Source organism: Bacillus sp. AC266 (assembly GCF_979253805.1).
The window spans coordinates 682,691-708,623 of record NZ_CEEDEC010000003.1 but is presented as its reverse complement, the minus strand read 5'-3'; the positions used below and the strand labels follow the sequence as shown (position 1 = coordinate 708,623).

Below are 25,933 nucleotides of genomic sequence, written 5' to 3'. Positions count from 1 at the left end.
AAAGACACCTTATTTATTTTTAATCACCTTTACGTTCCTTTCTTTTTTGCATATACATAAGAAAAGGAGGGATGAAGGTTGGGGGTTGTTGAAACGGCAGAATGGTTACATCTGTATTATGGACGTCCAGAGAAGCTTTGTGAGAAATTTACAAAGTATATTCCATTGCCAAAAGAGAGACTGTATCGCTTTTTAGTCTCTAAAGGTATGTATCGCCCAGTAATGCGGGGGGAGCAGGAAATTAAAGAGTTAGAGAAGAAAGAAATTTGGAAAGAACTTAGCATGGAGTATGAAAAATTGAAAGGTTGGCTAAAAGGTCCAGATGTCCCTATATTTATTTTATTATCAGATTCATACAATCGAACTGTACAAGAGGAATATAACGGGAAGGCTGGCTTATCTATGCGTCACGTTATTTTCTTATTCGTATGTGGGCGTAATTCAGTAGAGGAACTAAAAGCTTTATTAACGCATGAATACCATCATATATGTAGGTTACATCAAATTGAGACGAAAGAAACAGAGTATACATTACTTGATACGATGATTATGGAAGGGTTAGCTGAGCAAGCTGTGTATGAAAGGTATACAGAAAAAAGATGTGCACCGTGGACTACTTACATTTCAAAAGAAGATGCTATTTATTATTGGAGGAATTCAATACAAGAACGAATAGGCGTAAAGAGAGGTACGAGGGAGCATGATGTTTTATTAAATGGACTGCACTCGTATCCGAAAATGCTTGGCTATGCACTTGGATTTCATATTGTGAAAGATTGTGTAGCATTTGAAGGAGAAAATACACTTTCTTTATTATCTATAGATGCGAAAGAAATATTGAATAAAGCAAATACATTTCATGTTTCATGAAAAACAGGGGAGCTATCTCCTGTTTTTTTTATATTATAGAAGAAAAAATAATAATTAGAATATATTTCCTCAAGTGGAATAAAGTTAAGCGAAACTGAACATAATGATTGGTACAAACAGTAGTGAAGTGAGGGGTAGTGAATGTTATATCTACATGATGTATGGGTAAATTGGTTTGAAGGTGAAGAGAATGGGTATAACGTTTGTCATTTTTACGAATGGCGGAAAGATGATACGATTGAGCTATTAGATCAAGTGCCATTATTAAAAGTAGATGCCACATTATATCATTACATCGAGAACGAATTATTAGAGCTTCCACAAAAATTATTGGAAGACGTATATCATAAGGCTTATATTCGTAAAAATCACGAACGTTTGCAACAAGAATATTGTTTTGTAGTTACAGATGGAAAAGGAATTATTGCGATTGATTCAATCGGCTATAATGTGCCAATTAGAAAAAGTAGGCTTATACCGCGTCAAGAACAGATGGTATATGAGATGGTAGAGAATGTGCAAGCAGAAAAGTATGAGTTCCAAGTGGAAGATATTGAAAAAGAACATCATATTTTATCGCCGTCGCCTTTCATTATGAACGGCCTAACTCGTAAAGAAAGACAGTTAAAACAATTATTATTTATGGCATTAGATCAATTACATACAACGAAAAATCCAGCTGAAATTCGCTATTGGTTCACAGAGTGGGATCCATCAGCGTACGGAATGGTCCAACATATGGAGTTTGAAGATGTTTGGGCTAAACTTTATGATGAAGCGAAAACTGGATGGTCTGAGAAGCACGAGCAATTATGTGAGCGCCTTGTAAAAGGACAGCCGTTTTTTGAAAAGTTATGGGAAATGGAAAATGAGCAGAAGGTAAATTAAAAAAACCGCCAATTGGCGGTTTTTTTTATGGAGGTGACAAGAATGTTCGGTGGCTTCGCGCCTTCCTGCGAGGCAAAAAGCGCCTCTACGTCAGGAGCTCCATCCCCCTCACATTCTGAGCGAGCCGCTTCCGCTTTTTGTAGTAATCCAGCTCTGGCAGCAAGCTCTTTGTGTCTAAGAACCTTCCGCATAAGAAGACAAAAAGCGCCTTTTATGCGAAAGAACCTTAGCCGTCAGGGCTAAGCAGTCGCCTCCGCTTTATAAGTTACCTACGTTTTCTACTTAGTCCCATTGCGTTTTCTACTTTGCGTAGTTGTTTGAATGCAACGCGGTTTGCTTTTTCTGCACCTTTGTCTAGAATTTCGTCTAGTTCTGGTGAGTTGATTAGTTCGTTATATTTGTCTTGGATTGGACGAATTGCTTCTACGACTACTTGTGCTAGGTCGCCTTTGAAGTCCCCGTATCCTTTTCCTTCGTACATTGCTTCTATTTCTTCAACTGTTTTTCCAGAGAATGAAGAGTAGATTGTTAATAAGTTAGAGATTCCAGGTTTGTTTTCTTTATCAAATTTCACGATACCTTCAGAATCAGTTACAGCACTTTTAATTTTCTTTTCAATTGTTTTTGGTTCATCAAGCATACTGATCATTGCTTTTGGATTCGGATCAGATTTACTCATTTTTTTCGTAGGTTCTGTTAATGACATAACGCGAGCTCCTACTTTTGGAATACGAATTTCAGGAACAGTGAACACTTCACGGAAGCGTTTGTTGAAACGCTCTGCTAGGTCGCGTGTTAATTCCATATGTTGTTTTTGATCATCACCAACAGGTACGATTTCAGTGTTGTAAAGTAAAATATCAGCAGCCATTAATGGTGGATACGTTAGTAATCCAGCTGGAACTGAATCTCTACCAGAAGATTTATCTTTATATTGCGTCATACGCTCTAATTCTCCAACGTAAGCAACTGATTGCATAATCCATCCTAGTTGAGCGTGTGCTGGTACTTCTGATTGTACAAATAAAGTAGCTTTTTCAGGATCGATGCCGCATGCTACATAAAGTGCAGCAAGACTGCGAATGTTTTTACGAAGTTGTACGGGATCTTGAGGTACTGTAATCGCATGTTGGTTTACAATACAGAAATAACAGTCGTGTTCATTTTGAAGCTCTGTAAATTGCTTCATAGCTCCTAAATAGTTTCCAAGTGTAATTGTTCCACTCGGCTGAATACCAGAAAAGATAACTGACATAAGTAATTCCTCCTAAAATTGAATGTGCGATGGGGAAGAGAAGGCATACAAAAAAGCCCATTCATCCCAAATTACATAGGGACGAATGGACCGCGGTACCACCCTAATTATTTCACAGCTGTGAAATCTCTCAAGATCCATAATAACGTCTGGATATAACGCCAAAGCCTACTACTTTCGGTTCGGTTTGGTGCTCAAAAGCCCATTCCATACTGCGCAATTACTTGTTCACACCAGCCACAAGCTCTCTGAAATTGCCTCAATATGTACTCTTCTTTATCATCGCATACATATAAATTTATTTATTGTTACCTAAGCTCTTTTAATATGAAAGAACTAAAGTTTTATAAAAAAATGTTTTGCTGATTATTATATCATATGGGATAGTGTTTGCAAACTACATCAAAATAGTAAAGCTAATGAGGATCGAGAACAACCCAAGTACGATACCGGTAATACAAATCGGATACGTCCATTTGAATGAATATGTTTTATAAATACGTTCTTTCTTATCGATAGGTTCCTCTGCTTCTTCAATTAAAGAGTCAATTTTTTTATTCGTACCAAATACTCTTTGGAATGCGTAAATTGTTACGTTAAAAAATCCGTTTTGAAATATGAATAAAAAACCACCTATAAGAATAAAAACCAATGCAATATAGAATGAGATGTTGACAAAATTCAACAAAAAATGAGATGAAACGAGGAATGCGCCCACACTAGAAGCGATTATCGCAACCAAAAATAGTATACAAGTATGAAAAAAAACTTTATTCAAAATATTCCCCTCCGTCAAAATATTACTAGAATTATTATACTATAAAAGTTATAATAAGTAATATAAATAATTTTTTGAAAATTATACGCAATTAAGGTTCTAATTTCAAGATGATGGTAGCAATGTTAACGTATCCCTTTACAAAAAATTAAAAATATAAACATTTTATTAAAAATTTTAACAAAAAAACAAAAAACTATATTCACAATCGTCATATTATATGTATAATGAAAATTGTAGAAACTTGGAGATTATTCTTTCAATTCTACTTTTCTACAAGTGAGGGTACAGTAAGTGCAATTAGGGGAGGCAACACAACATGAAGAAAAAGATACCGTTATTACTTGCATCAACTTTAACTGCAAGTATGTTGCTTGGCGCGTGTAGCTACCAGAAAGAGGACGCTAAAGCAAAAGGAAAAGAAAACACTACTAGTAGTAGTAACGGAAAACAGATTCTTAATTTAACAGAGTTATCTGAAATTCCATCAATGGATGCATCGTTAGCATCAGATTCTGCATCTTCAACAGCATTAAATAATACGATGGAAGGTTTATATCGTACTGGCAAAGATCAAAAGAGAATGCCTGGGATTGCTGAAGATGTCCAAAAGCTAGATGATGGGAAGAAATACATATTTAAGTTAAGAAAAGATGCGAAATGGTCGAATGGGGAACCTGTAACAGCGAAAGACTTTGTGTATTCATGGAAAAGAGCAGTAAATCCAGATACAAAAGCGACGTATTCATACATTATGTTCGATATTAAAAATGCAGAAAAAATTCATAAAAAAGAATTACCTGCTGACCAATTAGGTGTAAAGGCGATTGATGATTATACATTAGAAGTGGAATTAGACAATCCCGTTCCTTACTTTATTGATTTAACGGTTTATCCGGTGTTCTACCCACTAAATGAGAACTTTGTGAAATCACAAGGTGATAAGTTTGGTTTAGAGGCAAATACAACATTATATAACGGGCCATTCGTTATGAGTGATTGGAAACATGAACAAAGCTTCCAATTTAAGAAGAACCCATCATATTGGGATAACAAGACGGTTAAAATCGAAGAAATAAATTTCAATATTGTGAAAAATACATCGACTGATGTAAATTTATATGAGACAAATTCGATTGATCGTGCGGCTCTAACATCAGAATTTGTTGATAAATTTAGACAAACTCCAGAGTTCCAAACACGAAAAGAAGCTGGAGTTGCCTACTTAAGATTTAATCAAAATAATAAGTATTTGAGTAATAAAAACTTAAGAAAAGCAATTTCAATGTCCTTTGACCGTGATAACATTGCAAAAGTTATTTTAAACAACGGCGCAATCGGTGCTTACGGATTTGTTGGAAAAGATTTCGCTGAAGGTCCGAATAAAAAAGACTTCCGTGCTGAAAATGGAAATCTAGTTGAAACGGATTCAAAAGAAGCGAAAAAACTTTGGGAAACAGCAAAGAAAGAGCTTGGCACTGATAAAATTGAACTAGAATTCTTAAGCTTCGATAATGAAGATGCGAAAAAAATTGGCGAATTCTTAAAAGGTGAGATGGAAAAGAACTTACCTGGTTTAACGATCAAAATTAAACAGCAGCCATTCGCACAAAAAAATAAGTTAGAAGACTCTCAAGAATATGATATGGCGTTTGGTATTTGGGGTCCAGACTTCCCAGATCCAGTCTCATATTTAGATATGTTTGTTACGAATGGTTCACAAAATAAAACAGGATATTCTAATCCGAAATATGATGAGCTAATTCTAAAAGCAAAAACAGATACAAAAGATTTACAAGCTCGCTGGAACAACCTTTTAGAAGTAGAGAAAATATTAATTAAAGAGGATGCAGTTATTGCTCCGATCTTCCAAAAAGGTTCAGCATATGTGGTAAAAGGTGCCGTAAAAGATATTATCCCAATTAACTATGGTGGTAAATTAACTTACAAATGGGCATCTGTTGAACAAAAATAATCTTTTTTTCCATCGTTTACAAGGGTATATGCCTATGATGGGCATATGCTCTTATTTTAAAAAAATAAAAGTAAGAATATTTTAAACTATCTTATTGCTTTTGAGAAAAACGGGGAGGTGCTTGACTATGGGACGTTATGTATTAAAACGTTTCGTGTACATGGCTTTGACATTATTTTTAATTACTACACTGACTTTCTTTTTGATGAAATTACTACCGGGTTCTCCGCTTAAAAACCAGGAGAAGCTATCACCGGCACAAAAAGAAATCATTCTTGAAAAATATGGTTTAAATGATCCGGTACCAGTTCAATATGCACGTTACTTAGGTAACTTAGCAAAAGGTGATTTAGGGGTATCATTCCAATATGATAACCGCCCAGTAACAGATATGATTGTGGATCGTATTGGACCATCAGCACAACTTGGTTTACAAGCGATTATATTAGGAACATTTATCGGTTTAATTTTAGGAATCGTTGCGGCGCTTCGTAACAATACGTGGGTCGATTATGGGGCGACAATTATTTCCGTACTCGGGATGTCGGTACCCTCATTCGTATTCGCCGCATTACTACAATATTTCGTAGGGGTAAAACTTGGTTGGTTCCCAGTAGCATTCTGGAAAGGACCGGAGTTTACAGTAATGCCTACAATTGCCTTATCGATGGCAGTTATCGCAACAATCGCACGTTTCGCTCGTGCAGAGTTAATTGAGGTTATGCAAGCAGACTACATTTTAACAGCGAAAGCGAAAGGAATTAGCCAAGGCGTTATCATTATCAAGCACGCACTGCGTAACGCATTAATTCCAGTTGTAACAATTTTAGGACCAATGGTTGCAGGATTAATTACAGGGACACTAGTTATTGAGCAAATTTACGCTGTACCTGGACTTGGGGAACAATTCGTTAAATCGATTACAGTGAATGACTATACAGTTATTATGGGAACTACAATTTTCTATAGTGCGATCTTCATCTTAGTTATTTTCATTGTCGATATTTTATACGGAATTATTGATCCTCGTATTCGTTTAGCGGGAGGGAAAAAATGATGAAAGATGTACAAAAATTATCTCCAGATTTATTTCAACAAGCCAATCAGAGTAATGTTGATAATGAAGTCATTGCCCGTCCAAGCTTAACGTTTTGGCAAGATGTAAGAAGACGTTTGTTCCAACATAAAGGTGCAATGTTTGGTTTCGTATTATTAATGCTTATTGTACTACTAGCAATTTTAGGACCGATGGTAAGTAAGCATTCTTATAAAGAGCAGGATTTAGGTCGTGCGAAAATGCCACCGAAAATTCCAGTGATTGAAAATGTTCATTGGCTACCATTTGACGGTACAGATCAATATGGTGTTGACCAATATGAAAAACGTGATATTAAAGAGTACTTCTGGTTTGGTACAGATGATCTTGGCCGTGATTTATGGACAAGAACATGGGAAGGTACACGAGTATCATTATATATCGCTCTTTTAGCAGCAGCGATTGACTTAGTAATTGGGGTTGCATATGGAGGTATTTCAGCCTTCTATGGCGGCAGGGTAGATAATATTATGCAACGTATTATGGAGATCATTAACGGTATTCCATACTTAATCATCGTTATTTTAATGGTAATCATTATGGGATCAGGTATTTGGTCAATTACACTTGCGATGGCAATTACAGGTTGGATAGGGATGTCGCGTATCGTTCGTGGACAGATCCTAAAATTAAAAAACCAAGAATATGTATTAGCATCTCGTACATTAGGGGCAACGAATACACAGTTAATTGTGAAGCACTTAATTCCGAACGTAATGGGACCAATTATCGTAATGACAATGTTTACAATTCCAACAGCGGTATTTGGTGAAGCATTCTTAAGCTTCATCGGACTAGGTATTCAGCCACCATTCGCATCACTTGGTTCTCTTGTAAATGATGGTTATAAATCAATTCAAACGTATCCACATATGATGTTCATCCCAGCGGTTGTCATCAGTATGTTAATCTTAGCATTCAACTTAATTGCAGACGGATTACGCGACGCGTTAGATCCAAAAATGCGTAAGTAAAAGAGGGGAGAAGTAAAAATGAAAACATTGCTAGAGGTAAAAGATTTGCAAGTCTCCTTTGATACACATGCAGGTGAAGTACAAGCTGTACGCGGTGTTACTTTTGATTTGAAAAAAGGAGAGACATTAGCGATTGTAGGAGAATCTGGTTCTGGTAAATCAGTTACTTCTAAAGCGTTAATGGGATTAATTCCGAATCCTCCAGGACGTATTAAAAACGGTGAAATCGTATTTGAAGGTCGTGACTTAACGAAACTAACAGAAAAAGAAATGCAGCAAGTACGCGGTAAAGATATTGCGATGATTTTCCAAGATCCAATGACATCATTAAATCCAACGATGACAATTGGAAATCAAATTATGGAAGGCCTTATTAAACACCAAGGGATGAGTAAAGCAGATGCACGTAAAGTTGCGTTAGAATTAATCGACCTTGTAGGTATTCCAAATCCAGAAGCACGCTTAAAACAATATCCTCACCAATTCTCAGGTGGTATGAGACAACGTGTAGTTATTGCGATGGCGTTAGCTTGTAATCCGAAATTATTAATTGCCGATGAGCCGACAACAGCGCTAGACGTTACAATTCAGGCGCAAATTTTAGAACTTATGAAGGACATTCAGCAAAAAACAGAAGCAGCAATCATTTTCATTACGCATGACTTAGGTGTAGTGGCAAACGTTGCAGACCGAGTTGCGGTTATGTACGCTGGTAAAGTTGTTGAAATTGGTACTGTTGATGAAATTTTCTACAATCCAAAACATCCATACACATGGGGCTTAATCGCATCTATGCCAAGCTTAGATGGTGCAGAGGACGAGCTATATGCGATTCCAGGAACGCCTCCAGACTTATTAAAACCGCCAAAGGGTGATGCTTTTGCACCACGTAACCCGCAGGCATTGAAAATTGATTTTGAAATGGACCCACCTTTATTTAAAGTAAGTGATACACATTATGCGGCAACTTGGTTACTTCACGAGCAAGCTCCAGAAGTAAAACCACCGGCAGTCGTTGAAAAACGCATTCTTCAAATGAAAGCAGGTGAACAACATGACTAAACAACGTGAGAAATTAATTGAAGTAAAAAATGTAAAGCAGCACTTCGACGTGAGTGGTGGTGTTGTCAAAGCGGTTAATGATATTTCATTTGATATTTACCGAGGAGAAACATTTGGTCTTGTAGGAGAATCAGGTTGTGGTAAATCGACAACTGGAAGAACGATTATTCGTTTATATGATGCAACTGCTGGTGAAGTGTTGTTCGATGGTGAAAATGTACATGGTAAAAAATCACGTGCAGAGCTGAAGAAGTTCAACCGTAAAATGCAAATGATTTTCCAAGATCCATATGCATCATTAAATCCTCGTATGACAGTAGGGGATATTATCGCAGAAGGTATTGATATTCACGGACTAGCAAAAGGCAAAAAAGAGCGTATGGACCGTGTTCATGAATTATTAAATACAGTTGGTTTAAATAAAGAGCACGCAAACCGTTTCCCGCATGAATTCTCAGGCGGACAACGTCAACGTATCGGTATCGCTCGTGCGCTAGCTGTAGAACCTGAATTTATCATTGCTGATGAACCAATCTCAGCACTTGACGTATCGATTCAGGCGCAAGTTGTAAACTTACTGAAACAGTTACAAAGAGAAAAAGGTTTAACATACTTATTCATCGCCCATGATTTATCAATGGTAAAATACATTAGTGATCGCATTGGTGTAATGTACCGTGGTCAAATCGTTGAGTTGACAACAAGTGAAGAGTTATATGCGAATCCAATGCATCCATATACAAAATCACTACTATCTGCAATTCCGCTTCCAGATCCAGATTATGAGCGCAATCGTAAACGTATCGTATACGATCCATCTCAACATCAATATGGTGAGGAAGCACCAACAATGCGTGAAATTCGCCCAGGACATTTTGTATTATGTTCTGAAGCAGAGTATAAGAAATATAAAGAAATCTATCAATAATAAAGTAGAGCCATTCTTCTATTACAGAAGGATGGCTCTATTTTTTATACTAATTAAACTTAATTTAGTATAAAGAGATTTTATCCAAGTTCTTTTTCTGTTTAAAGACAGCAAATTAAGAGTTTCCAAGAATGAAGAAAAGGCGACTGAAATCCAGCCGACTTTTTCTTCATTTAGAAACACTTTTATTTTACTGCGCCTGAACAGAAACACTCTCATCTTGCTCATTTGGTTTAACAAGTGCATAATTTTCCCACGATCTACTTCTCCAGCGGAAGAACATAATAATTGCTCGCGTCCATTCGTCGATAGCAATCGCTAGCCAAATACCAACGAGCCCCATGTCTAAATGGAAGGCGAAAAAGTAACCGAGTGGTAAGCTCATTAACACCATGGAGAATGCGCCGATTAAAACAGGATATTTTGCATCGCCAGCTGCACGAAGTGAATTAATGATGACGATGTTCATCGTCCGTCCTGTTTCAAGTAGTACACTTAGTAAAAGAACGCTTGCCCCTAGAGCGATAATATGAGGATTATCCGTAAATAGTCCCATTAATTGTGTGCGGAATGTAACAACGAGCATGACCATAAATAAAGTTACGCCAATCGCCCATTGTACACTTTTCCATACGCGTGTGTAAGCTTCATCCTTTTCATTTCCGCCAACTAGGCGTCCAACGATAATAGCTGTTCCCATACCGATAGCAATGGCGAATAAATAAGTGAACATGGAAATGTTAGTAGCGTATTGTCTTGCAGCTAACGATTCGGTACCTAAGTATGTTGCGTAATATAAGAAGACAATTTGACAAGCTTGATACATGACTTGTTCGAATGCAGATGGAATGCCGATCTTTAAAATTTTGCCAACGTATTCTTTTGATAAAGTGAAGTAATATTGTAATTTCACACGGTATTCCATAACGCGGTACAGTAACCAGAAGAAAACGATAAGTGCGATTAACCGGCTGACAGCGGAAGAAATCGCGGCTCCTTGCACACCAAGTTCAGGGAAACCGAATTTCCCGAAAATAAGTACGTAGTTTCCGGCGATATGAATAATATTCATTCCAAGCGAAACAAACATTGCTTGCTTTGTAAAGCCGTGAACGCGGATAATTGCGGCTAATGAGTTAATAATAGCTTGAAGGAAAATAGCTCCTCCGACGATGGATAGATAGCTTTGTGCATACGTTAGTACATCGCCTTGTAAATTCATTGCCATCATCATATGTTTTGAAAATAAAAGAAAACCAGCGCTTATAATGAGTCCGACCACTAAATTTAATGTGACGGCTAATGCTGATATTTTTGATGCTTCCATAAAGCGTTTAGAACCGAGGTATTGGGATACAACGATAGCTGCACCATTCCCTATGACTTCTAGTACTAAAATCGCGATATGAAGGTATTGATTCGCTGCACCAACCCCAGATACAGCATCGTCTGATAATGCACTTAACATGAAAGTATCAGCGATCCCCATCAGCATAAAAAGAAAAACTTCTAGAAAAATAGGCCATGTTAATAAGAATAAACTTAATTTCTCTGTTGGCCCGTTTTTTGAGCGAATTGCTGTCATGTCCGTCCCCTCTTTACCGATATCTATTTTTAGCAAAGTGTATCGTAACACACTTTCATATCCTTTGCACTTATTTTAGCCTACATATTTTCAATATGAATAAACCTTCATTTTATGACAAAAAAGGAGGAATAATTATGCGTAAGATATTATAGAATATAAAATTTATTTTTCTCTGATAATTTAGAAAAGTATAAAAATGGTCATTTTTAACACTTTAGTTCAATAAAAACGCAGTGTGAAACGTTTACAAAGGCACGTGGTGTTAACAGAAAATTTTAATAAAATAGAAATATAAATATACAAAGAATATATTTATGTGTATAATATGAATTATTAGAACATATATATATTTCTTTCTGTTTGAAAATAAAAGGGCTAACATTTTTTTTGGAGGGTGGAAGTATGAAAAAAAAGATACCAGTTTTTGTAGCATCAACAGTAGCAATGAGCATGATTTTAGGGGCATGTGGCTACCAAAAAGATGAACCGCAAGCGAACGCAAAAGGGGATAGCGGGAAAAGCGGTGCGAAGCAAGTTATTAACTTAATTGAAACACAAGAAATTCCAACGATGGACCCAGCGTTATCAGCTGATGCAGTTTCTTCAAAAGTAATGAACAATACGATGGAAGGCCTATACCGCCTTGGGAAAGACGATAAATTAGTTCCAGGTGTAGCGAAGGAATTCCAAAAGTCAGAAGATGGTAAAAAGTATACATTTAAATTACGTGAAGATGCAAAATGGTCAAATGGTGAACCTGTAACGGCGAAAGATTTCGTGTATGCATGGCAAAGAGCAATTAATCCAGATACAGCTGCGAAATCGGCGTACATTATGTACGATATAAAAAATGCTGAGAAAATTAATAAAAAAGAGATGAGTCCAGACCAATTAGGTGTAAAAGCGATTGATGATCATACGCTAGAAGTAGAATTAGATAATTCTATTCCATATCTTGTTGATTTAATGGTCTATCCGATCTTCTATCCTGTTAATGAAAAGTATGTGAAAGAGCAAGGGACGAAGTTTGGTTTAGAAGCAAATACAACACTTTATAACGGACCATTTACATTAAGTGATTGGCAACATGAACGTAGCTTCAAAATGACAAAGAGCTCATCATATTGGGACAATAAAGAAGTGAAGCTTGAGGAAGTGAACTTTAATATTGTAAAAGATACGTCTACGCCAATTAATTTATATGAAACAAACGCAGTCGATCGAGCGACGTTATTAGCAGAGTTCATCGATAAATATAAAGGAAAACCAGATTTCAAAACGGTAGAAGATACATCTGTATTCTTCCTTCGCTTAAATCAAAAAGACCCAGCTTTAGCAAATAAAAATATTCGTAAAGCAATTTCTCTTGGTTTTGACCGTAAACCATTCGTTGATACATTATTAAATAACGGTTCTAAGCCAGCGACGGGATTAATTCCTGACAATTTCATTAAAGGACCGGATAAAAAAGATTTCCGTGTTGAAAATGGAGATATTGTAAAACCAAATGTAAAAGAAGCGAAAAAGTATTGGGAAGCTGGTAAAAAAGAGCTTGGTAAAAACGAAATTGAATTAGAGCTATTAAATGAAGACGTTGAATTATCGAAGAAAACTGGTGAATATTTAAAAGGTGAGTTAGAAAAGAATTTACCAGGTTTAACAGTGAAAATTAAACAACAACCATTCGCGCAAAAACTAAAATTAGAAGATGCGGGCGACTTTGTAATGTCATTCTCTGGATGGAGTGCAGACTTCCCAGATCCAGTTACATATCTTGATATGTTCGTAACTGATGGGGCACAAAATAAAATGAAGTATTCTAATCCGAAGTACGATGAGATTATTATGAAAGCGAAGAAAGATGGAAGCGACGTAAATGCTCGTTGGAAAAACTTACTTGAAGCAGAAAAAATGTTACTTGATGACGCTGCGATTGTTCCAGTATATCAACGTGGTAGAGCATATTTACAAAGAGAAACAATTAAAGATATGTACAACCATAAGTATGGTGGCGAAGTAAGCTTCAAATGGGCATCAGTAGGAAAATAACAAAAAAAAGCAGGTGATTACCTGCTTTTTTTAGTACGTACGTTTTTTATAAATGCCTTTTCCGCCAACTTGGTTCCAGCCAGATTGTACATCTAAACTTTTATTAACAAACTTCATTTTTTCTTTCCCACCAAAGAGTTTTTCACCGATGCTATTTGTAATGACACCAATCAATGCTGTTATTCCGATGATGAGGGTAGCAACAATGATAAAATCAGTAAAAAAAGCGATCATATGCAAATTCCCCCTTTGTCTGTCTGTATTTTTATTGTATGAGATAAATGGTAAAAAAGAAAGAAATGTCAGAAAAATATTCGATTTACTTTAGAAAGCATATAGACATGAGCGGAGAGATTTGTTAAAATAAGAACAAATGTTCCTTTTTATTTCTAACCTTTAGAGTCTTACATTTCTCAATTGTTTTGTCGGGAAAAGGTAAGAAAACGCTCTCTTTTTAATGGGGAAGATTATGAAACTGTAATTGTATATCAAGTGAAGATTATTGTAGAAAGTAAGTATCAAAAGGGTTGAGGACCGTTGTTAAAGGACAGTTTTACTGAGTATAATCATGTTGCATAGCAGTGGAGTACACGGAGGAATTTTCTCAACTAGCAGTAAATTCACTGTATATTTCTTGCAAAAACTATTGTATAATGATTATAGAAGTTACTTATTAAAAGTAATTATTGTTGCTTACATGAATTGCGATTTTTTACTTTGCTATAAGACAAGTTATCGCGAAAAATTGCGGAAGTTAGAAATTTAAACTGTAATTAGTACAGAATTTGTACTCTTTAAGGAGAGTGAGCTTTGTATGGTAACATTATATAGTTCTCCAAGCTGTACGTCTTGTAGAAAGGCGAAATTATGGCTAGAGGAAAATCATATTCCTTATACAGAACGTAATATTTTCTCAGATCCATTAACGATTGATGAGATTAAAGAGATTTTACGTATGACAGAAAGCGGAACGGATGAGATTATTTCTACTCGTTCAAAAGTTTTCCAAGAATTGAATGTGAACTTAGAGTCTTTACCACTTCAAGATTTATATAAGATGATTCGTGACTATCCAGGTATTTTACGTCGTCCAATTATGATTGACGAAAAACGCCTTCAAGTAGGTTACAACGAAGATGAAATCCGTCGTTTCTTACCACGTACAGTAAGAACGTTCCAATTACGTGAAGCACAGCGTCTTGTAAATTAATTATAATAATATGAAAACCTTCTACCTATTATAGAGTAGAAGGTTTTTTTTTACTGTTTAACATTACGTAATCGTACTTGTTGAACGATAAAGCCTATGCATAAAATGGTGAAAATGAACAAATAAGGGATACTTGTGGAAAAACTAGGATTATGATGAAAAAACGTTGCAAGTCTGTCTTCATGTGTAATCATTTTTCCTGCTGTATAGGCGAGAACTGCTGCTCCGCAATAAATGAGAAATGGAAAGCGTTCCATGAGTATTAAAATAAGTTTGCTTCCCCAAATGATAATCGGGATAGAAATGAATAAACCGATAATTACGAGTGAAAGTCTTCCGTGAGCTGCTCCTGCAATGGCAATAACATTGTCAAACCCCATAACGAGATCCGCGAATACAATTGTACGCACAGCTTGGAATAAAGTCGTTTTTCCTTTGATAGAAGAAAGGTCGTTGTTATTATCAGTGAGTAAATTGACCGCAATTAATGTAAGTAAAATTCCGCCGGTGAGTTGTAAAAATGGGATATCAAGTAAATAGACAGCTAGTATCGTGAGGAGAATTCGTAGCACAATTGCTAACATAGTACCAATCAAAATGGCTTTATTTCGTTTTGCTTCAGGTAAATTTCGGCTAGCTAGTGCGATGACAATTGCGTTATCGCCACCTAGTACAACATCGATACCGACAATCAGTAGTACAGATGTTAAAAACTCTAAGTCCATTCGTCTGCCTCCATTTATGATGTTTTAATAAGCGAAATATATGTATGTGGTGAAGAAAGTTTGTCTAGTTTTGATCCCGCACTCCCAGGGACAAAATAATCACCTCTAATAGAAGTTTCACTTTATTACAGTGTACGAGGGAATATGGGAATGTATGTCCAAATTTTTTGCGAGCAGTGAATTGGTATAATGGTATATTTATTCCGATTGGTGCGAGCTAATAATCAGTGGAGGATGAAAAAAATACTGATTATTGTTTCACTTTATGTAAAAAGTCGAATACAGATAGGTATATAACTATTTTTGTAAAATAAATCGATTTTATTTCCCTTCTGGAGAATCTTATCATAAAATGAGAGTACAAGAATCTATTGTTTTGTCATATGAGTGGGGAATCCCTTCATAACAATTCTAAGCAGGAAGGGAGCGTTGTATTTTGGATATTGAAAGAATTAATGACCATACGATGAAATTTTTTATTACGTACATTGATATAGAGGACAGAGGGTTTAATCGTGAAGAAATTTGGTATGATCGCGAACGAAGTGAAGAGCTCTTTTGGGAGATGATGGACGAAGCTCGTGATCATGATGATTTCTTTATCGATGGGCCGTTATGGATCCAAGTGCAAGCAGTCGATAAAGGGATTGAAGTACTTGTAACGAAAGCGGAGCTTTCAAAGGATGGACAAAAGCTGGAACTACCAATAGGTGTAGACAAAATTATAGACATTCCTCTAGATGAAGGCATCGAATCATTATTCCAGCAAGAATTAGTGGAAGAGGTAGAAGAACAAATAGGAACAAACTTTAATGAAGATGGTACGTTTGGCTTTTTAATTAAGTTTAATGATTTTGAAGATGTTATTTCATTAAGTCATCGTCTTATCTTTGAAGATATAAAAGATGAATTACATTCATTTGAGGACCGATATTATGTATATGTGGAATTCGATGAAGTGCTACATGATGAAGAAGAAATTGATCGTATTTTAAGTATTGTTTTAGAATATGGAGAAGAATCTACTTTAACGATTCACCGTGTAAGTGAGTATGGGAAACAGGTTGTGAAAGAGCGTGCGCTTGAGACAATTCGCAACAATTTCCCTCCTAAAATGTAGGCCGATTTCTATAGTATGAAATCGGCTTTTTTTATGAAGAATAGGAAGGCTTTCTTAGTAAGGAGGTAAGAGATGAAAAACACGTTAAAACTACTTTTCTTTTTTCTACTATTGTTCGCATTATTTGTTTCATTACGCATGTTTATTGATGTAGCATTTTATTCGGATGTCATTGGGATAAAGGATGTTTCTATTTTAGGTATTATTAGTATTTTATTTACGGTTTCCGCATTTTTAATTGGATGTGTTATTTTCTTAGAAAACCGCCATCCGTCTAAAACACTTACGTGGTTAATCGTACTAGGTATTTTTCCGGTGTTCGGTTTCTTTGCTTATCTTTTATTTGGACAAAATTTTCGTAGAAAAAGAATGTTCCAAAAGAAGGCATTACTCGATGAACAGGCGTTTTTACAATATAAGGGACACGAAGATTACGAAGAACGGATTTTACGAAATCATAAGCATCAAGAATTGTTATTTCGTTTAGCAGATCGACTAGGTGCTTTAAATATTTCATTTCAAACTGAAACGAGGACATTAACAAATGGAGACGAAACGTTTCAGGCAATTTTAGATGGGTTAAATCGAGCGAAACACCACATTCATATGGAGTATTACATTGTGCGTGATGACAAGCTCGGTACAGAAATTAAAGATATTTTAATAAAAAAATCAAAAGAAGGCGTTGTCGTTCGTTTTTTATACGACGCGGTTGGAAGCTTTAAATTATCAAATTCGTATATTGAAGAATTGAATGATGCAGGAGTAGAAATGATTCCATTTTTCCCTGTGCGCTTTCCAATTTTAAACGATAAAATTAATTATCGAAACCACCGAAAAATCGTTATTATAGATGGAAATGAAGGGTTTGTAGGTGGATTAAATATTGGTGATGAGTATTTAGGGAAGGATAAATATTTCGGTTTTTGGCGAGACACGCATTTATATTTACGCGGTGAAGCAGTTCAAAGTTTACAGCTAATTTTCCTTCAAGACTGGTTTTATATGACTGGTGAGGCGGTATTAGCACCTGAATATTTACAAGCGGAAGCAGTTGAGGGTGATCATTGGGGCGGAGTCCAACTTGTTGGAGGTGGACCGGATAATAAATGGGAAACAATTAAACATTTATATTTTGCAATGATTGCTTCAGCTAGGAAATCGATTTGGATTGCAACACCATACTTTATCCCAGATGATGATATTTTATCTGCATTAAAAGTAGCTGCACTTGCTGGTATTGATGTTCGTTTGTTAATGCCAAGTAAGCCAGATAAGCGGACTGTCTTTTATGCATCAAGATCGTACTTTCCGGAGTTATTAGATGCAGGAGTAAAAATATATGAATATGAAAAAGGTTTTCTTCATAGTAAAGTTGTCATCGTGGATTCTGATCTCGCATCAATTGGGACAGCTAATATGGATATGAGAAGTTTTCATTTAAACTTTGAAGTAAATGCCTTTTTATATGATACAGGTAGCATTCGAAAGCTCGTTCAAGATTTTAAAGACGATTTAGAAGAATCCAGTGAAATTCATGTTGACCGATTTCATAAGAGACGTCTTCATAGGCGGATTGTTGAATCGACGTATCGGTTATTATCACCTTTATTATAGAAAGAGATGTCCTAATTTAGGACATCTCTTTTTTTGAGAGGAATTTGTAGTAAATTGTAGAATACAAGAAGTTGAAAGGGTGTGATGGTGGATGTTTATTGCAAGGAGAGAAAGCGGAGAGAAAATTCATCTATTATATAACCGGGATGAAGAACGTTTACGCGAAATGCGTAAACGAGAAAAATTCTTTTGTACAGCTTGCGGAAAAGAAGTGCAAATGAAATTAGGAACACAAAAGAGCTGGCATTTTGCTCATAAGAAAGTGGATTCATGTCTTACCTTTTATGAAGCAGAATCTATGTATCATATGCACGGTAAAGAATTGTTATATAGATGGTTGAAACGTCAAAATTTTTATGTGGATATAGAGCATTACCTTCCAAAAATCCAGCAAAGACCAGATGTTTTCGTAGAGAGAGCAGGTAGGGAAATTGCGATTGAATATCAATGCGCCAATCTCTCCATAGAACAGCTTTCTAAACGAACATACTCGTATTGGCAAGCTGGTATACAGGTCATCTGGATCATTGGTGGAAATCAATTAAAAAAGCAATCTGCATATTGGATGAAATTTTCCTCACTTCTGGCTTTCTCCTTACAATCTTATCCTCAGCCGTTTCTTATTTTCTTCTGTCCGAAACAAAAATCGTTTATGAAATGCGCATTTATCACTCCGTTTTCTACAAATGTCTCTTTCTCACATACTATTTATTTACCAACTGATACGACTACTGTTGACATGCTCTTTTCCTCTGTTCCTTTCCAAAAAGAGGTATTAGGACAAGAATGGAAGAGAAAAAAGAACCATTTTCGGCAAAACGCTCTATCTATCTGGAATTATAATCATAAGTCACTACTCCGCCTCTTATATCAATATAAATGTACCCCAGCGAGCTTTCCTTCTGAAATCGGTGTTCCGCTCCCATCCGCGTTTGCTTTTCAAACAAATCCATTTATATGGCAAGCTTCTCTTTATTTGAAGTGTATAGGTATGCTTAAGGTAGGGGAGTATATTTCTCTGCAATACGTATGTAACTATGTAGCAAAATATACGAAGAGGCGTCTACTTCCGTATTTTGCACAACATATATGGAAGGTAGCAGTTGCGGAGTATATGACATTTTTATGTTATGCAGGTGTATTAATAAAAATAGGTATTAATAAGTATCGAAAAATAAGAGATGTTGTGTTGGTAAAAACAGAGGGAGAAATTATGAAATATGATGAAATTTGCTTAGCGCACGCACTATCTCTATTTGAGACAAAGTTCAACATGAGAGAAGAAAAAGGGGATATAATAAAGAATGAACGTGAAGGAATTACATAAGAAAAACAGAATTGTACTTAAGTAGAGATATTTAAAGGAGGGCTTACAGAATGTCTGAACAAAATAAAGCAAAATCATTACCAAATCGCAATGAGATTGAAGAAGCAAGCACATGGCGATTAGAAGATATTTTCCAAACAGATGCAGAATGGGAAAAAGAATTCCAAGCTATTAAAGAGCTATTGCCAAAGTTAACTGAATTTAAAGGGAAGCTTGGCGACTCTGCAGACAATTTGCTTGAGGCATTGCAATATGAAGATGAAATTTCAATGCGATTAGGTAAGCTATATACATATGCACATATGCGTTACGATCAAGATACAACAAACTCTGTGTATCAAGCACTGAATGATCGCGCAACAAATTTATACTCACAAGTATCTAGTAGCACAGCGTATATCGTACCTGAAATTTTATCTATTTCAGAAGATACATTGCAAACATTCTTACAAGAAAATCGAGAACTAAGTGTATATGAGCATGCATTAGAAGAAATTACACGTCAACGCCCGCACGTATTATCTGAGGCAGAGGAAGCGTTATTAGCAGAAGCATCTGAAGTGATGAGTGCATCAAGTAATACATTCGGTATGTTGAATAATGCGGATTTGAAATTCCCATCTATTAAAGGTGAGGATGGAGAAGAGGTAGAAATAACACATGGCCGTTACATTCAGTTTTTAGAAAGTGATGATCGTCGTGTTCGCGAAGATGCATTCAAAGCTGTATTTGAAACGTATGGGAAATTTAAGAACACATTTGCAAGTACGTTAAGCGGGGCAGTGAAACGTAATAATTTCAATGCACGTATTCGTAAATATGACTCAGCTCGCCAAGCAGCATTAAGCAATAATAATATTCCTGAAGCAGTATACGATCAACTCGTTGAAACGGTAAATGACAACTTACATTTATTACACCGTTACATTGATATTCGTAAGCGTGCACTAGGACTTGATGAGCTTCATATGTACGATTTATATACACCACTTGTACAAGAAGTGAAAATGAATGTGAAGTATGAAGAAGCGCAAGACCTGTTATTAAAATCTTTAAACGTACTTGGTGATGAATATGTTGAAATTTTAAAAGAAGCATATGAAAATCGCTGGGTAGATGTGTACGAGAATAAAGGCAAACGAAGCGGAGCATATTCATCTGGTGCATACGGAACAAATCCGTATATTTTAATGAACTGGCATGATAATGTAAATAATTTATATACACTTGCTCATGAGTTTGGTCATTCGGTGCATAGTTATTACACAAGAAAGACACAGCCACACGTATACGGTGATTATTCAATCTTCGTTGCAGAGGTAGCATCAACGTGTAATGAAGCGCTTCTAAATGATTATTTATTAAAAACGACAGAAGATAAAAAAGAGCGTCTATATTTATTAAATCATTATTTAGAAGGATTCCGTGGTACTGTATTCCGTCAAACAATGTTTGCAGAGTTCGAGCATATCATTCATAAAAAAGTACAAGAAGGACATGCGGTTACGCCAGATATGTTAACGGAGATCTACTACGATTTAAATAAGAAATATTTCGGGGATGCTTTAGTAATCGATAAAGAAATCGGTTTAGAATGGTCTCGTATTCCGCACTTCTATTACAACTATTACGTATATCAATACGCAACAGGATTTAGTGCAGCGACTGCGTTATCTAAACAAATTTTAGAAGAAGGGCAACCAGCAGTAGAACGTTACATTAACGAATTCTTAAAAGCGGGAAGCTCCGATTATCCAATTGAAGTGTTGAAAAAAGCAGGAGTTGATATGGCATCTCCTGAACCAGTGAAAGAGGCACTTCAAGTATTTGAAGAGAAATTAAATGAATTAGAAGCGTTATTATTTGAAGAAAAGTAATGAGAAAAGACGAGGGATTTTATCCTCGTCTTTTTTGTTTGAAAATGTTTTTGTCGATATTTGTCGAAAAAATAAGGAGGATTTCCTTACTTTTTCTAAATTAGAAGGCAGTTTTACAGTTGATTTTTGTAATTAAAATCCTTTAAATCGTTTTCTATAGTTGAAATAAGAGACAGCGATGACGATAACTCCGAATAAAAGAGGGAAGGCAATAATTTTAGGAAAAGCTTGTAGTAGAGAAAGGATGTACAAGAAAAAAGAAACAATGAAAGCTAGAAAAATTAGAGCGATATGAGACTTTTTCATTAATAAAACCTCCTAAATGTTCTTTTTTATAGCTTATTCAAAAATGAAAACGTTTAGAATGTGACAAAAATGTGAAATTCGACAAAAGGGGTTGTCATCTGACGTCGAATCTTGTAATATAATAAGCGTGAACGAATTCACATACAAACATATACCCCTTTGTTTGAACGTGAAAATTTCTCCCATCCCCTTTAATATTTTTATAAGCCGTAAAGAAAAAGACCTGGTGTTTACACCAGGTCTTTTTCTTTTGCTATCCATTTCCAATAACGCTCGCACTTCACTTCAATCATTTGTACTTTTCGTTTTAGTTGTAATTTTTTTAATTCACGCTCTATTTCTTGCTGAGGGCAGTCATATATAAATGAGATTTCCTTTGAAGAAATAAATTGTGTTGCTTCTAGTAATACTTCTAAAGGAGGTAATGGTTCTGGCTCAATTTCGCATTTTACCAGTTCTTTTAATAGCTGTACGTATACATCATAGGAATAAATCCCTGTGATTTTAATACCTTCCTCATCTGAATTTGCATGAAAAAATAGGAGGGAAGGTATTTCTGTAATATGCATCTCATTTGTGAATTTTAGGTCGCATTGGAAAGCTTTTTTTGCGCTAACTGAGTGTAGGTCTTTTTTAAATTCCTCTACATCAATGCCACTATCTTTAGCACATGTAAGCAATAATTCACAGTCAGGGTTTGATACATTTTCAAGAAAAATGTATTCTTGGAGTTTTCGCAAAAACTTCGAACCTGCTTTTCGGCCTTGCAACTCCGCCGCCTTAATTGCCATCGAAACTAAATACGGTGTTGACGACGCCTCTTGCATATGTACTTTTCCATCACATGAAAAACCTTGTAAACTTGTTGTCTTTTCCCACACAAATCGAATATTAGCAGGTTTATTCCATTTGTGTGAGGAAGCGTTCGCCCCGTCCACTTTTCCTGTTACTATATGACGAATAGAGAAGTATTTCCCATACTCAAGCCATAGTTTAATAATAAATGGCTCGATATCCCAGCAATCTTTACAAAGTGGATCAATAAATAAATATGCTTCTACAGATTTATGCTCGCATGTGGAAGGAGAAGGCATATTTATATGCTTTGCTTCCTGCTTATCCATTACACTTCACCTGTTTCATTTGGAGTATTGACCATATGTTGAGCAGTTAATGCTAAACGTTCAAAAACAAACTCTCTTATATGACCGTGCACTCCTGTATCATCCATTGCTTGCTCCATACATGACAGCCAAGCTTCTGCGCGTTTTGGAGTAATCTCAAACGGAAGATGGCGTGCTCTTAGCATAGGATGCCCATGTTCTTCAGTGTATAAATTAGGACCACCTAAATATTGTGTTAAAAATTGTTTCTGCTTCCTAGCAGTTTCTGTTAAATCATCCGGGAAGATCGGAGATAAGTCAGGGTGTTCACTGACATAGGAATAAAATGTATCCACTAATGTTGCAATGCATTGTTCACCGCCGATTGCTTCAAATGGTGTCATCGGTTGCTTGCTCATCCTTTATAAACCCCTTTTTCCATGAAATGTATATCTATTGTAGCAATGGAATGTTATGAAGAGCAACTAAACAGCCTTCATAACATTCTTTGCTTATTCTATATGTTGCTAATAAATCTTTTGCTTTTCAAAAAGGTGAAATGTAGCCGTAAGTACAGCTCTTCTTCACTGATGGAAATTTTACTTTAGCGCTCTTCGTTTTGTTTGGCAAGGAAAAAGCGTTTTACTTTGTTGTTTGTATGACGAACTGGTACGTTATGTTGCTTTAATAACCTTATAAATGCTGCTTTACCGGTCTTTTCATCTTGCACTTCGTATTCAATTTCATAATCATCGTGATTGTAATAGAAACTATGATCAAAGACAAGCGTTCCGCCTTCAAATAATATTTCAGCTCTTTCTGTTGTTAAACTACCCATATAAGTTAAAGCGGAAACGGGAATTTGTAATTTGTGTAGCTGATCCATTACAGTTCCTTGAATGATTGTGTTTGTTTCCATCATAAGTTGTGCTTCTTTTTCTGTTACAGACTGATGAGTTTCTAATAAACCAATTTCAGCAGGTTGTTTTAATGTTAATGTATAAGTTCCATCTTTATGACGAATACGAAGTGCAGAGCCCGTATCTTTTAAAGAGAAGTGAGGCGTTTCAAAGTAGTGATTTACTTGTTTTGTAAATGCTTCAATAGAAAAAGATTTGCATAATGTTTGGAATTCTTCCTCTGTAACCATATTTTTAAATTCAATTTCAATTTCTTGTGTCATTGTATGCGCTCCTTTTGAAAAATAATTCTTTCCACATTATCGCTTTTTCGCAAATTTGGTTCAATGTTTTATTTGTTTGCGTCCATGTTATGATACAATAATACTGTTAAGTAAGACAGGAAGTTGAGATGGAGGAGTTCGAGTATGCAAAATAAAATTCAAGTTAAGAGCGTAGAAACGAGAGAGAATGCGCTTATTTTTTGTGCAGAAAATACTGAAATAGAGGTAAAGGAGTTAAGTGCGCGTAATCACGTACTTGTAGACTCAGACAATTTATCATTTTTATATATCTTAGAAAATGAATCATCTTTCATTTATGTAAGTATTCCGCATACATGCTGGGAAGCAGTGCATGAAGCGATGAATAAAGATACAGCGATGTTTATTCGCGTGAATGATGTTGAAATAGAATTAGAAGGATTAAAAGAAGAAGTAGAGTATTTAGTTGAAAATATTGAAGGTAATGCAAATTACGGAGAAGAACTAGTAACTGCTGTAGAAAAAGTGTTTCTATAAGCAAATGGATTGATTTTGGTGGTGGTTGAAATGAATCGTAATTGGGAAGAATTTTTAGCACCGTATCACCAAGCGGTGGCGGAGCTGAAAGTGAAACTAAAAGGAATGCGTACTCAATTTGCAATGTTAACGGAGCATTCTCCAATTGAGTTTGTAACAGGAAGGGTAAAGTCGGTTGCAAGTATTATTGATAAAGCGGAGAAGAGAAATGTACCGCTAGACCGAATTAGAGAAGATATGCAGGACATCGCGGGCCTTCGAATGATGTGTCAATTCGTAGATGAGATTAAGCCTGTTGTAGAATATCTTCGAAAACGAAATGATTTTGACATTGTAGAAGAACGTGATTATGTAACGCAAAAGAAAGATAGCGGCTATCGCTCTTACCACGTTGTCATTAGTTATCCTGTTCAAACGATACAGGGGGAGAAAAAAGTGTTAGTTGAAATTCAAATTCGCACGTTAGCAATGAATTTTTGGGCAACGATTGAGCATTCTTTAAATTACAAATATAGTGGACGTTTTCCTGAAGATATTAAAATACGCTTACAACGTGCAGCGGAAGCGGCGTTTTTATTAGATGAAGAAATGTCTTCCATTCGTCTTGAAATTCAAGAAGCGCAAAAGGTCTTTTCACGAAAGCAGGAAACGAAAGATTCTGAATCATAAACTAAAGGGTGTTGGGCGATGAAATTTACAATTATGTCAAAGGGAGATCAATCATCAGATACACTAGCAAGTACGATGAAAGAATACTTGTTAGATTTTGGGTTTACAATGGATGAAAAGGAACCTGATATTGTAATTTCTGTTGGGGGAGATGGAACGCTTTTATATGCATTCCATCGTTACTATAATCGATTAGATGAAACCGCATTTGTTGGTGTACATACAGGGCATTTAGGTTTCTATGCAGATTGGTTACCGACGGAAGTAGAGAAGTTGGTGATTGCAATCGCTAAAACACCGTTCCAAGTGGTTGAATATCCACTTTTAGAAGTGATTATTCGCTATGTGAATGGTAGTAAAGAGTCGCAGTATTTGGCGATGAATGAAGCGACTGTAAAAAGTGCAGAAGGTACATTAGTAACAGAAGTGGAAATACGCGGAGAGTATTTCGAAACGTTTCGCGGAGATGGTCTTTGTATTTCTACTCCTTCAGGAAGTACCGCGTATAATAAGGCGCTTGGCGGAGCAATTATTCACCCTTCTATTGAAGCGATTCAAATTGCAGAAATGGCATCTATCAACAATCGTGTATTTCGTACGGTAGGTTCGCCGCTCGTACTGCCGAAGCATCATACATGCGTTTTAAAGCCGGCTGCAGGAATGAACATGCAAATTACCGTGGATCATTTGACGATGGTTCATCAAGATGTGAAATCAATTCAGTATCGCGTTGCAAACGAGAAAGTACGATTTGTTCGTTTCCGTCCGTTCCCATTCTGGAAACGTGTTCGTGACTCGTTTGTTGCAGATAAATAGA

Annotated in this window: 25 protein-coding genes and 1 other annotated feature; of the genes, 16 read left to right on the top strand and 9 right to left on the bottom strand. The window is 36.0% G+C overall.

Translation table 11 applies throughout. The features are described 5' to 3' along the window. Nucleotides 1-78 precede the first annotated feature (78 nt). Both AC0IXC_RS16890 and AC0IXC_RS16885 read left to right on the top strand, forming a co-directional pair. On the top strand, nt 79-870 hold the full coding sequence (locus AC0IXC_RS16890) for a DUF2268 domain-containing putative Zn-dependent protease (RefSeq protein ID WP_215590917.1): 792 nt from the start codon (nt 79-81) through the stop codon (nt 868-870). Nucleotides 871-1,011: 141 nt separating this feature from the next. Then, nucleotides 1,012-1,758, top strand: a complete 747-nt coding sequence (locus tag AC0IXC_RS16885; protein WP_215590918.1) for a YjbA family protein — start codon at nt 1,012-1,014, stop codon at nt 1,756-1,758. 265 nt (nt 1,759-2,023) lie between these two features. Here the strand turns inward: AC0IXC_RS16885 and trpS are convergent, their stop codons facing one another. Together trpS and AC0IXC_RS16875 are read right to left on the bottom strand one after the other, a co-directional pair. After that, nucleotides 2,024-3,013 (bottom strand): tryptophan--tRNA ligase, encoded by a 990-nt coding sequence (gene trpS / locus AC0IXC_RS16880; RefSeq protein ID WP_000110999.1) that lies wholly within the window; start codon nt 3,011-3,013, stop codon nt 2,024-2,026. A 74-nt stretch (nt 3,014-3,087) separates the two neighbouring features. Further along, nucleotides 3,088-3,305 (bottom strand) — a binding site (T-box leader). Between the two features lie 105 nt (nt 3,306-3,410). Next, on the bottom strand, nt 3,411-3,791 hold the full coding sequence (locus AC0IXC_RS16875) for a DUF3899 domain-containing protein (protein WP_033708890.1): 381 nt from the start codon (nt 3,789-3,791) through the stop codon (nt 3,411-3,413). Between the two features lie 319 nt (nt 3,792-4,110). Here AC0IXC_RS16875 and AC0IXC_RS16870 point away from each other — a divergent pair, with 319 nt between their 5' ends. The 5 genes from AC0IXC_RS16870 to AC0IXC_RS16850 all read left to right on the top strand — a co-directional run bounded on the left by AC0IXC_RS16870 (nt 4,111) and on the right by AC0IXC_RS16850 (nt 9,826). Beyond that, complete coding sequence (locus tag AC0IXC_RS16870) at nt 4,111-5,766, top strand: peptide ABC transporter substrate-binding protein (RefSeq protein WP_002064243.1); 1,656 nt, start codon at nt 4,111-4,113, stop codon at nt 5,764-5,766. A gap of 127 nt (nt 5,767-5,893) precedes the next feature. Next, nucleotides 5,894-6,823 carry an oligopeptide ABC transporter permease gene (gene opp3b / locus AC0IXC_RS16865; RefSeq protein WP_000534165.1) on the top strand — a complete coding sequence of 310 codons (930 nt, stop codon included), beginning with the start codon at nt 5,894-5,896 and terminating at the stop codon, nt 6,821-6,823. After that, the gene (gene opp3C, locus AC0IXC_RS16860) at nt 6,820-7,836 is read left to right on the top strand and encodes an oligopeptide ABC transporter permease (protein WP_215590919.1); all 1,017 of its coding nucleotides are present in this window, start codon (nt 6,820-6,822) and stop codon (nt 7,834-7,836) included. Before opp3b ends, opp3C begins: the two co-directional genes overlap by 4 nt. Before the next feature lie 18 nt (nt 7,837-7,854). Further along, on the top strand, nt 7,855-8,898 hold the full coding sequence (locus AC0IXC_RS16855; RefSeq protein WP_002011337.1) for an ABC transporter ATP-binding protein: 1,044 nt from the start codon (nt 7,855-7,857) through the stop codon (nt 8,896-8,898). Continuing rightward, nucleotides 8,891-9,826: an ABC transporter ATP-binding protein gene (locus tag AC0IXC_RS16850; RefSeq protein ID WP_002086978.1), complete on the top strand. Its 936-nt coding sequence runs from the start codon at nt 8,891-8,893 to the stop codon at nt 9,824-9,826. Before AC0IXC_RS16855 ends, AC0IXC_RS16850 begins: the two co-directional genes overlap by 8 nt. Nucleotides 9,827-10,016: 190 nt before the next feature. On the opposite strand, the gene AC0IXC_RS16845 is transcribed toward AC0IXC_RS16850, so the two are convergent. After that, nucleotides 10,017-11,462 carry an MATE family efflux transporter gene (locus AC0IXC_RS16845; protein WP_002166144.1) on the bottom strand — a complete coding sequence of 482 codons (1,446 nt, stop codon included), beginning with the start codon at nt 11,460-11,462 and terminating at the stop codon, nt 10,017-10,019. Between the two features lie 354 nt (nt 11,463-11,816). Here AC0IXC_RS16845 and AC0IXC_RS16840 point away from each other — a divergent pair, with 354 nt between their 5' ends. After that, a complete protein-coding gene (locus AC0IXC_RS16840; protein WP_002140829.1) occupies nt 11,817-13,463 on the top strand; it encodes a peptide ABC transporter substrate-binding protein in 1,647 nt (548 codons plus the stop codon). A 30-nt stretch (nt 13,464-13,493) separates the two neighbouring features. Here AC0IXC_RS16840 and AC0IXC_RS16835 read toward each other — a convergent pair whose 3' ends face one another. Continuing rightward, nucleotides 13,494-13,697: a hypothetical protein gene (locus AC0IXC_RS16835; RefSeq protein WP_000559981.1), complete on the bottom strand. Its 204-nt coding sequence runs from the start codon at nt 13,695-13,697 to the stop codon at nt 13,494-13,496. A 580-nt stretch (nt 13,698-14,277) separates the two neighbouring features. Here AC0IXC_RS16835 and spx point away from each other — a divergent pair. Next, a complete protein-coding gene (gene spx / locus AC0IXC_RS16830; RefSeq protein WP_002011348.1) occupies nt 14,278-14,673 on the top strand; it encodes a transcriptional regulator Spx in 396 nt (131 codons plus the stop codon). A 50-nt stretch (nt 14,674-14,723) separates the two neighbouring features. Here the strand turns inward: spx and AC0IXC_RS16825 are convergent, their stop codons facing one another. Beyond that, a complete protein-coding gene (locus AC0IXC_RS16825; protein ID WP_002168900.1) occupies nt 14,724-15,398 on the bottom strand; it encodes a TerC family protein in 675 nt (224 codons plus the stop codon). Between the two features lie 436 nt (nt 15,399-15,834). Between AC0IXC_RS16825 and mecA the strand changes: the two genes are divergently transcribed. From mecA to pepF, 4 genes are all read left to right on the top strand, one after another. Further along, entirely contained in the window at nt 15,835-16,518 is a 684-nt protein-coding gene (mecA, locus tag AC0IXC_RS16820) for an adaptor protein MecA (protein WP_002030378.1), read from the top strand. Between the two features lie 72 nt (nt 16,519-16,590). Next, the gene (locus AC0IXC_RS16815) at nt 16,591-18,135 is read left to right on the top strand and encodes a cardiolipin synthase (protein ID WP_002064255.1); all 1,545 of its coding nucleotides are present in this window, start codon (nt 16,591-16,593) and stop codon (nt 18,133-18,135) included. Between the two features lie 91 nt (nt 18,136-18,226). After that, entirely contained in the window at nt 18,227-19,462 is a 1,236-nt protein-coding gene (locus tag AC0IXC_RS16810) for a competence protein CoiA (protein ID WP_471653060.1), read from the top strand. 50 nt (nt 19,463-19,512) lie between these two features. Next, on the top strand, nt 19,513-21,339 hold the full coding sequence (pepF, locus tag AC0IXC_RS16805; protein WP_061674937.1) for an oligoendopeptidase F: 1,827 nt from the start codon (nt 19,513-19,515) through the stop codon (nt 21,337-21,339). Between the two features lie 132 nt (nt 21,340-21,471). Here the strand turns inward: pepF and AC0IXC_RS16800 are convergent, their stop codons facing one another. The 4 genes from AC0IXC_RS16800 to AC0IXC_RS16785 form a co-directional block, all read right to left on the bottom strand. Further along, on the bottom strand, nt 21,472-21,645 hold the full coding sequence (locus AC0IXC_RS16800; RefSeq protein WP_002086970.1) for a hypothetical protein: 174 nt from the start codon (nt 21,643-21,645) through the stop codon (nt 21,472-21,474). A gap of 230 nt (nt 21,646-21,875) precedes the next feature. Continuing rightward, entirely contained in the window at nt 21,876-22,769 is an 894-nt protein-coding gene (locus tag AC0IXC_RS16795) for a ClpXP adapter SpxH family protein (protein WP_002011359.1), read from the bottom strand. Further along, nucleotides 22,769-23,167 carry a globin domain-containing protein gene (locus tag AC0IXC_RS16790; RefSeq protein ID WP_000043388.1) on the bottom strand — a complete coding sequence of 133 codons (399 nt, stop codon included), beginning with the start codon at nt 23,165-23,167 and terminating at the stop codon, nt 22,769-22,771. Before AC0IXC_RS16790 ends, AC0IXC_RS16795 begins: the two co-directional genes overlap by 1 nt. A 185-nt stretch (nt 23,168-23,352) precedes the next feature. Continuing rightward, entirely contained in the window at nt 23,353-23,931 is a 579-nt protein-coding gene (locus AC0IXC_RS16785; RefSeq protein WP_002030388.1) for a CYTH domain-containing protein, read from the bottom strand. Between the two features lie 144 nt (nt 23,932-24,075). Between AC0IXC_RS16785 and AC0IXC_RS16780 the strand changes: the two genes are divergently transcribed. Genes AC0IXC_RS16780 through AC0IXC_RS16770 form a run of 3 tightly spaced genes read left to right on the top strand, consistent with a single transcriptional unit; the run spans nt 24,076 to nt 25,932 of the window. Beyond that, on the top strand, nt 24,076-24,447 hold the full coding sequence (locus AC0IXC_RS16780; protein WP_002030390.1) for a UPF0738 family protein: 372 nt from the start codon (nt 24,076-24,078) through the stop codon (nt 24,445-24,447). A gap of 30 nt (nt 24,448-24,477) precedes the next feature. Then, nucleotides 24,478-25,116, top strand: coding sequence for a GTP diphosphokinase (yjbM, locus tag AC0IXC_RS16775; protein WP_002125951.1), 639 nt, complete (start codon nt 24,478-24,480; stop codon nt 25,114-25,116). Between the two features lie 18 nt (nt 25,117-25,134). Further along, on the top strand, nt 25,135-25,932 hold the full coding sequence (locus AC0IXC_RS16770; RefSeq protein ID WP_002011365.1) for an NAD kinase: 798 nt from the start codon (nt 25,135-25,137) through the stop codon (nt 25,930-25,932). The last annotated feature ends 1 nt before the right edge of the window (nt 25,933 follow it).

Coding starts and splice junctions, on each gene's coding strand:
- AC0IXC_RS16785 (WP_002030388.1), bottom strand. CDS start 23,931: ATGACACAAGAAATTGAAATTGAATTTAAAAATATGGTTACAGAGGAA.
- AC0IXC_RS16815 (WP_002064255.1), top strand. CDS start 16,591: ATGAAAAACACGTTAAAACTACTTTTCTTTTTTCTACTATTGTTCGCA.
- opp3b (WP_000534165.1), top strand. CDS start 5,894: ATGGGACGTTATGTATTAAAACGTTTCGTGTACATGGCTTTGACATTA.
- AC0IXC_RS16885 (WP_215590918.1), top strand. CDS start 1,012: ATGTTATATCTACATGATGTATGGGTAAATTGGTTTGAAGGTGAAGAG.
- AC0IXC_RS16840 (WP_002140829.1), top strand. CDS start 11,817: ATGAAAAAAAAGATACCAGTTTTTGTAGCATCAACAGTAGCAATGAGC.
- pepF (WP_061674937.1), top strand. CDS start 19,513: ATGTCTGAACAAAATAAAGCAAAATCATTACCAAATCGCAATGAGATT.
- AC0IXC_RS16835 (WP_000559981.1), bottom strand. CDS start 13,697: ATGATCGCTTTTTTTACTGATTTTATCATTGTTGCTACCCTCATCATC.
- AC0IXC_RS16870 (WP_002064243.1), top strand. CDS start 4,111: ATGAAGAAAAAGATACCGTTATTACTTGCATCAACTTTAACTGCAAGT.
- yjbM (WP_002125951.1), top strand. CDS start 24,478: ATGAATCGTAATTGGGAAGAATTTTTAGCACCGTATCACCAAGCGGTG.
- AC0IXC_RS16795 (WP_002011359.1), bottom strand. CDS start 22,769: ATGGATAAGCAGGAAGCAAAGCATATAAATATGCCTTCTCCTTCCACA.
- AC0IXC_RS16825 (WP_002168900.1), bottom strand. CDS start 15,398: ATGGACTTAGAGTTTTTAACATCTGTACTACTGATTGTCGGTATCGAT.
- AC0IXC_RS16850 (WP_002086978.1), top strand. CDS start 8,891: ATGACTAAACAACGTGAGAAATTAATTGAAGTAAAAAATGTAAAGCAG.
- opp3C (WP_215590919.1), top strand. CDS start 6,820: ATGATGAAAGATGTACAAAAATTATCTCCAGATTTATTTCAACAAGCC.
- AC0IXC_RS16800 (WP_002086970.1), bottom strand. CDS start 21,645: ATGAAAAAGTCTCATATCGCTCTAATTTTTCTAGCTTTCATTGTTTCT.
- AC0IXC_RS16770 (WP_002011365.1), top strand. CDS start 25,135: ATGAAATTTACAATTATGTCAAAGGGAGATCAATCATCAGATACACTA.
- AC0IXC_RS16780 (WP_002030390.1), top strand. CDS start 24,076: ATGCAAAATAAAATTCAAGTTAAGAGCGTAGAAACGAGAGAGAATGCG.
- trpS (WP_000110999.1), bottom strand. CDS start 3,013: ATGTCAGTTATCTTTTCTGGTATTCAGCCGAGTGGAACAATTACACTT.
- AC0IXC_RS16790 (WP_000043388.1), bottom strand. CDS start 23,167: ATGAGCAAGCAACCGATGACACCATTTGAAGCAATCGGCGGTGAACAA.
- spx (WP_002011348.1), top strand. CDS start 14,278: ATGGTAACATTATATAGTTCTCCAAGCTGTACGTCTTGTAGAAAGGCG.
- AC0IXC_RS16855 (WP_002011337.1), top strand. CDS start 7,855: ATGAAAACATTGCTAGAGGTAAAAGATTTGCAAGTCTCCTTTGATACA.
- AC0IXC_RS16810 (WP_471653060.1), top strand. CDS start 18,227: ATGTTTATTGCAAGGAGAGAAAGCGGAGAGAAAATTCATCTATTATAT.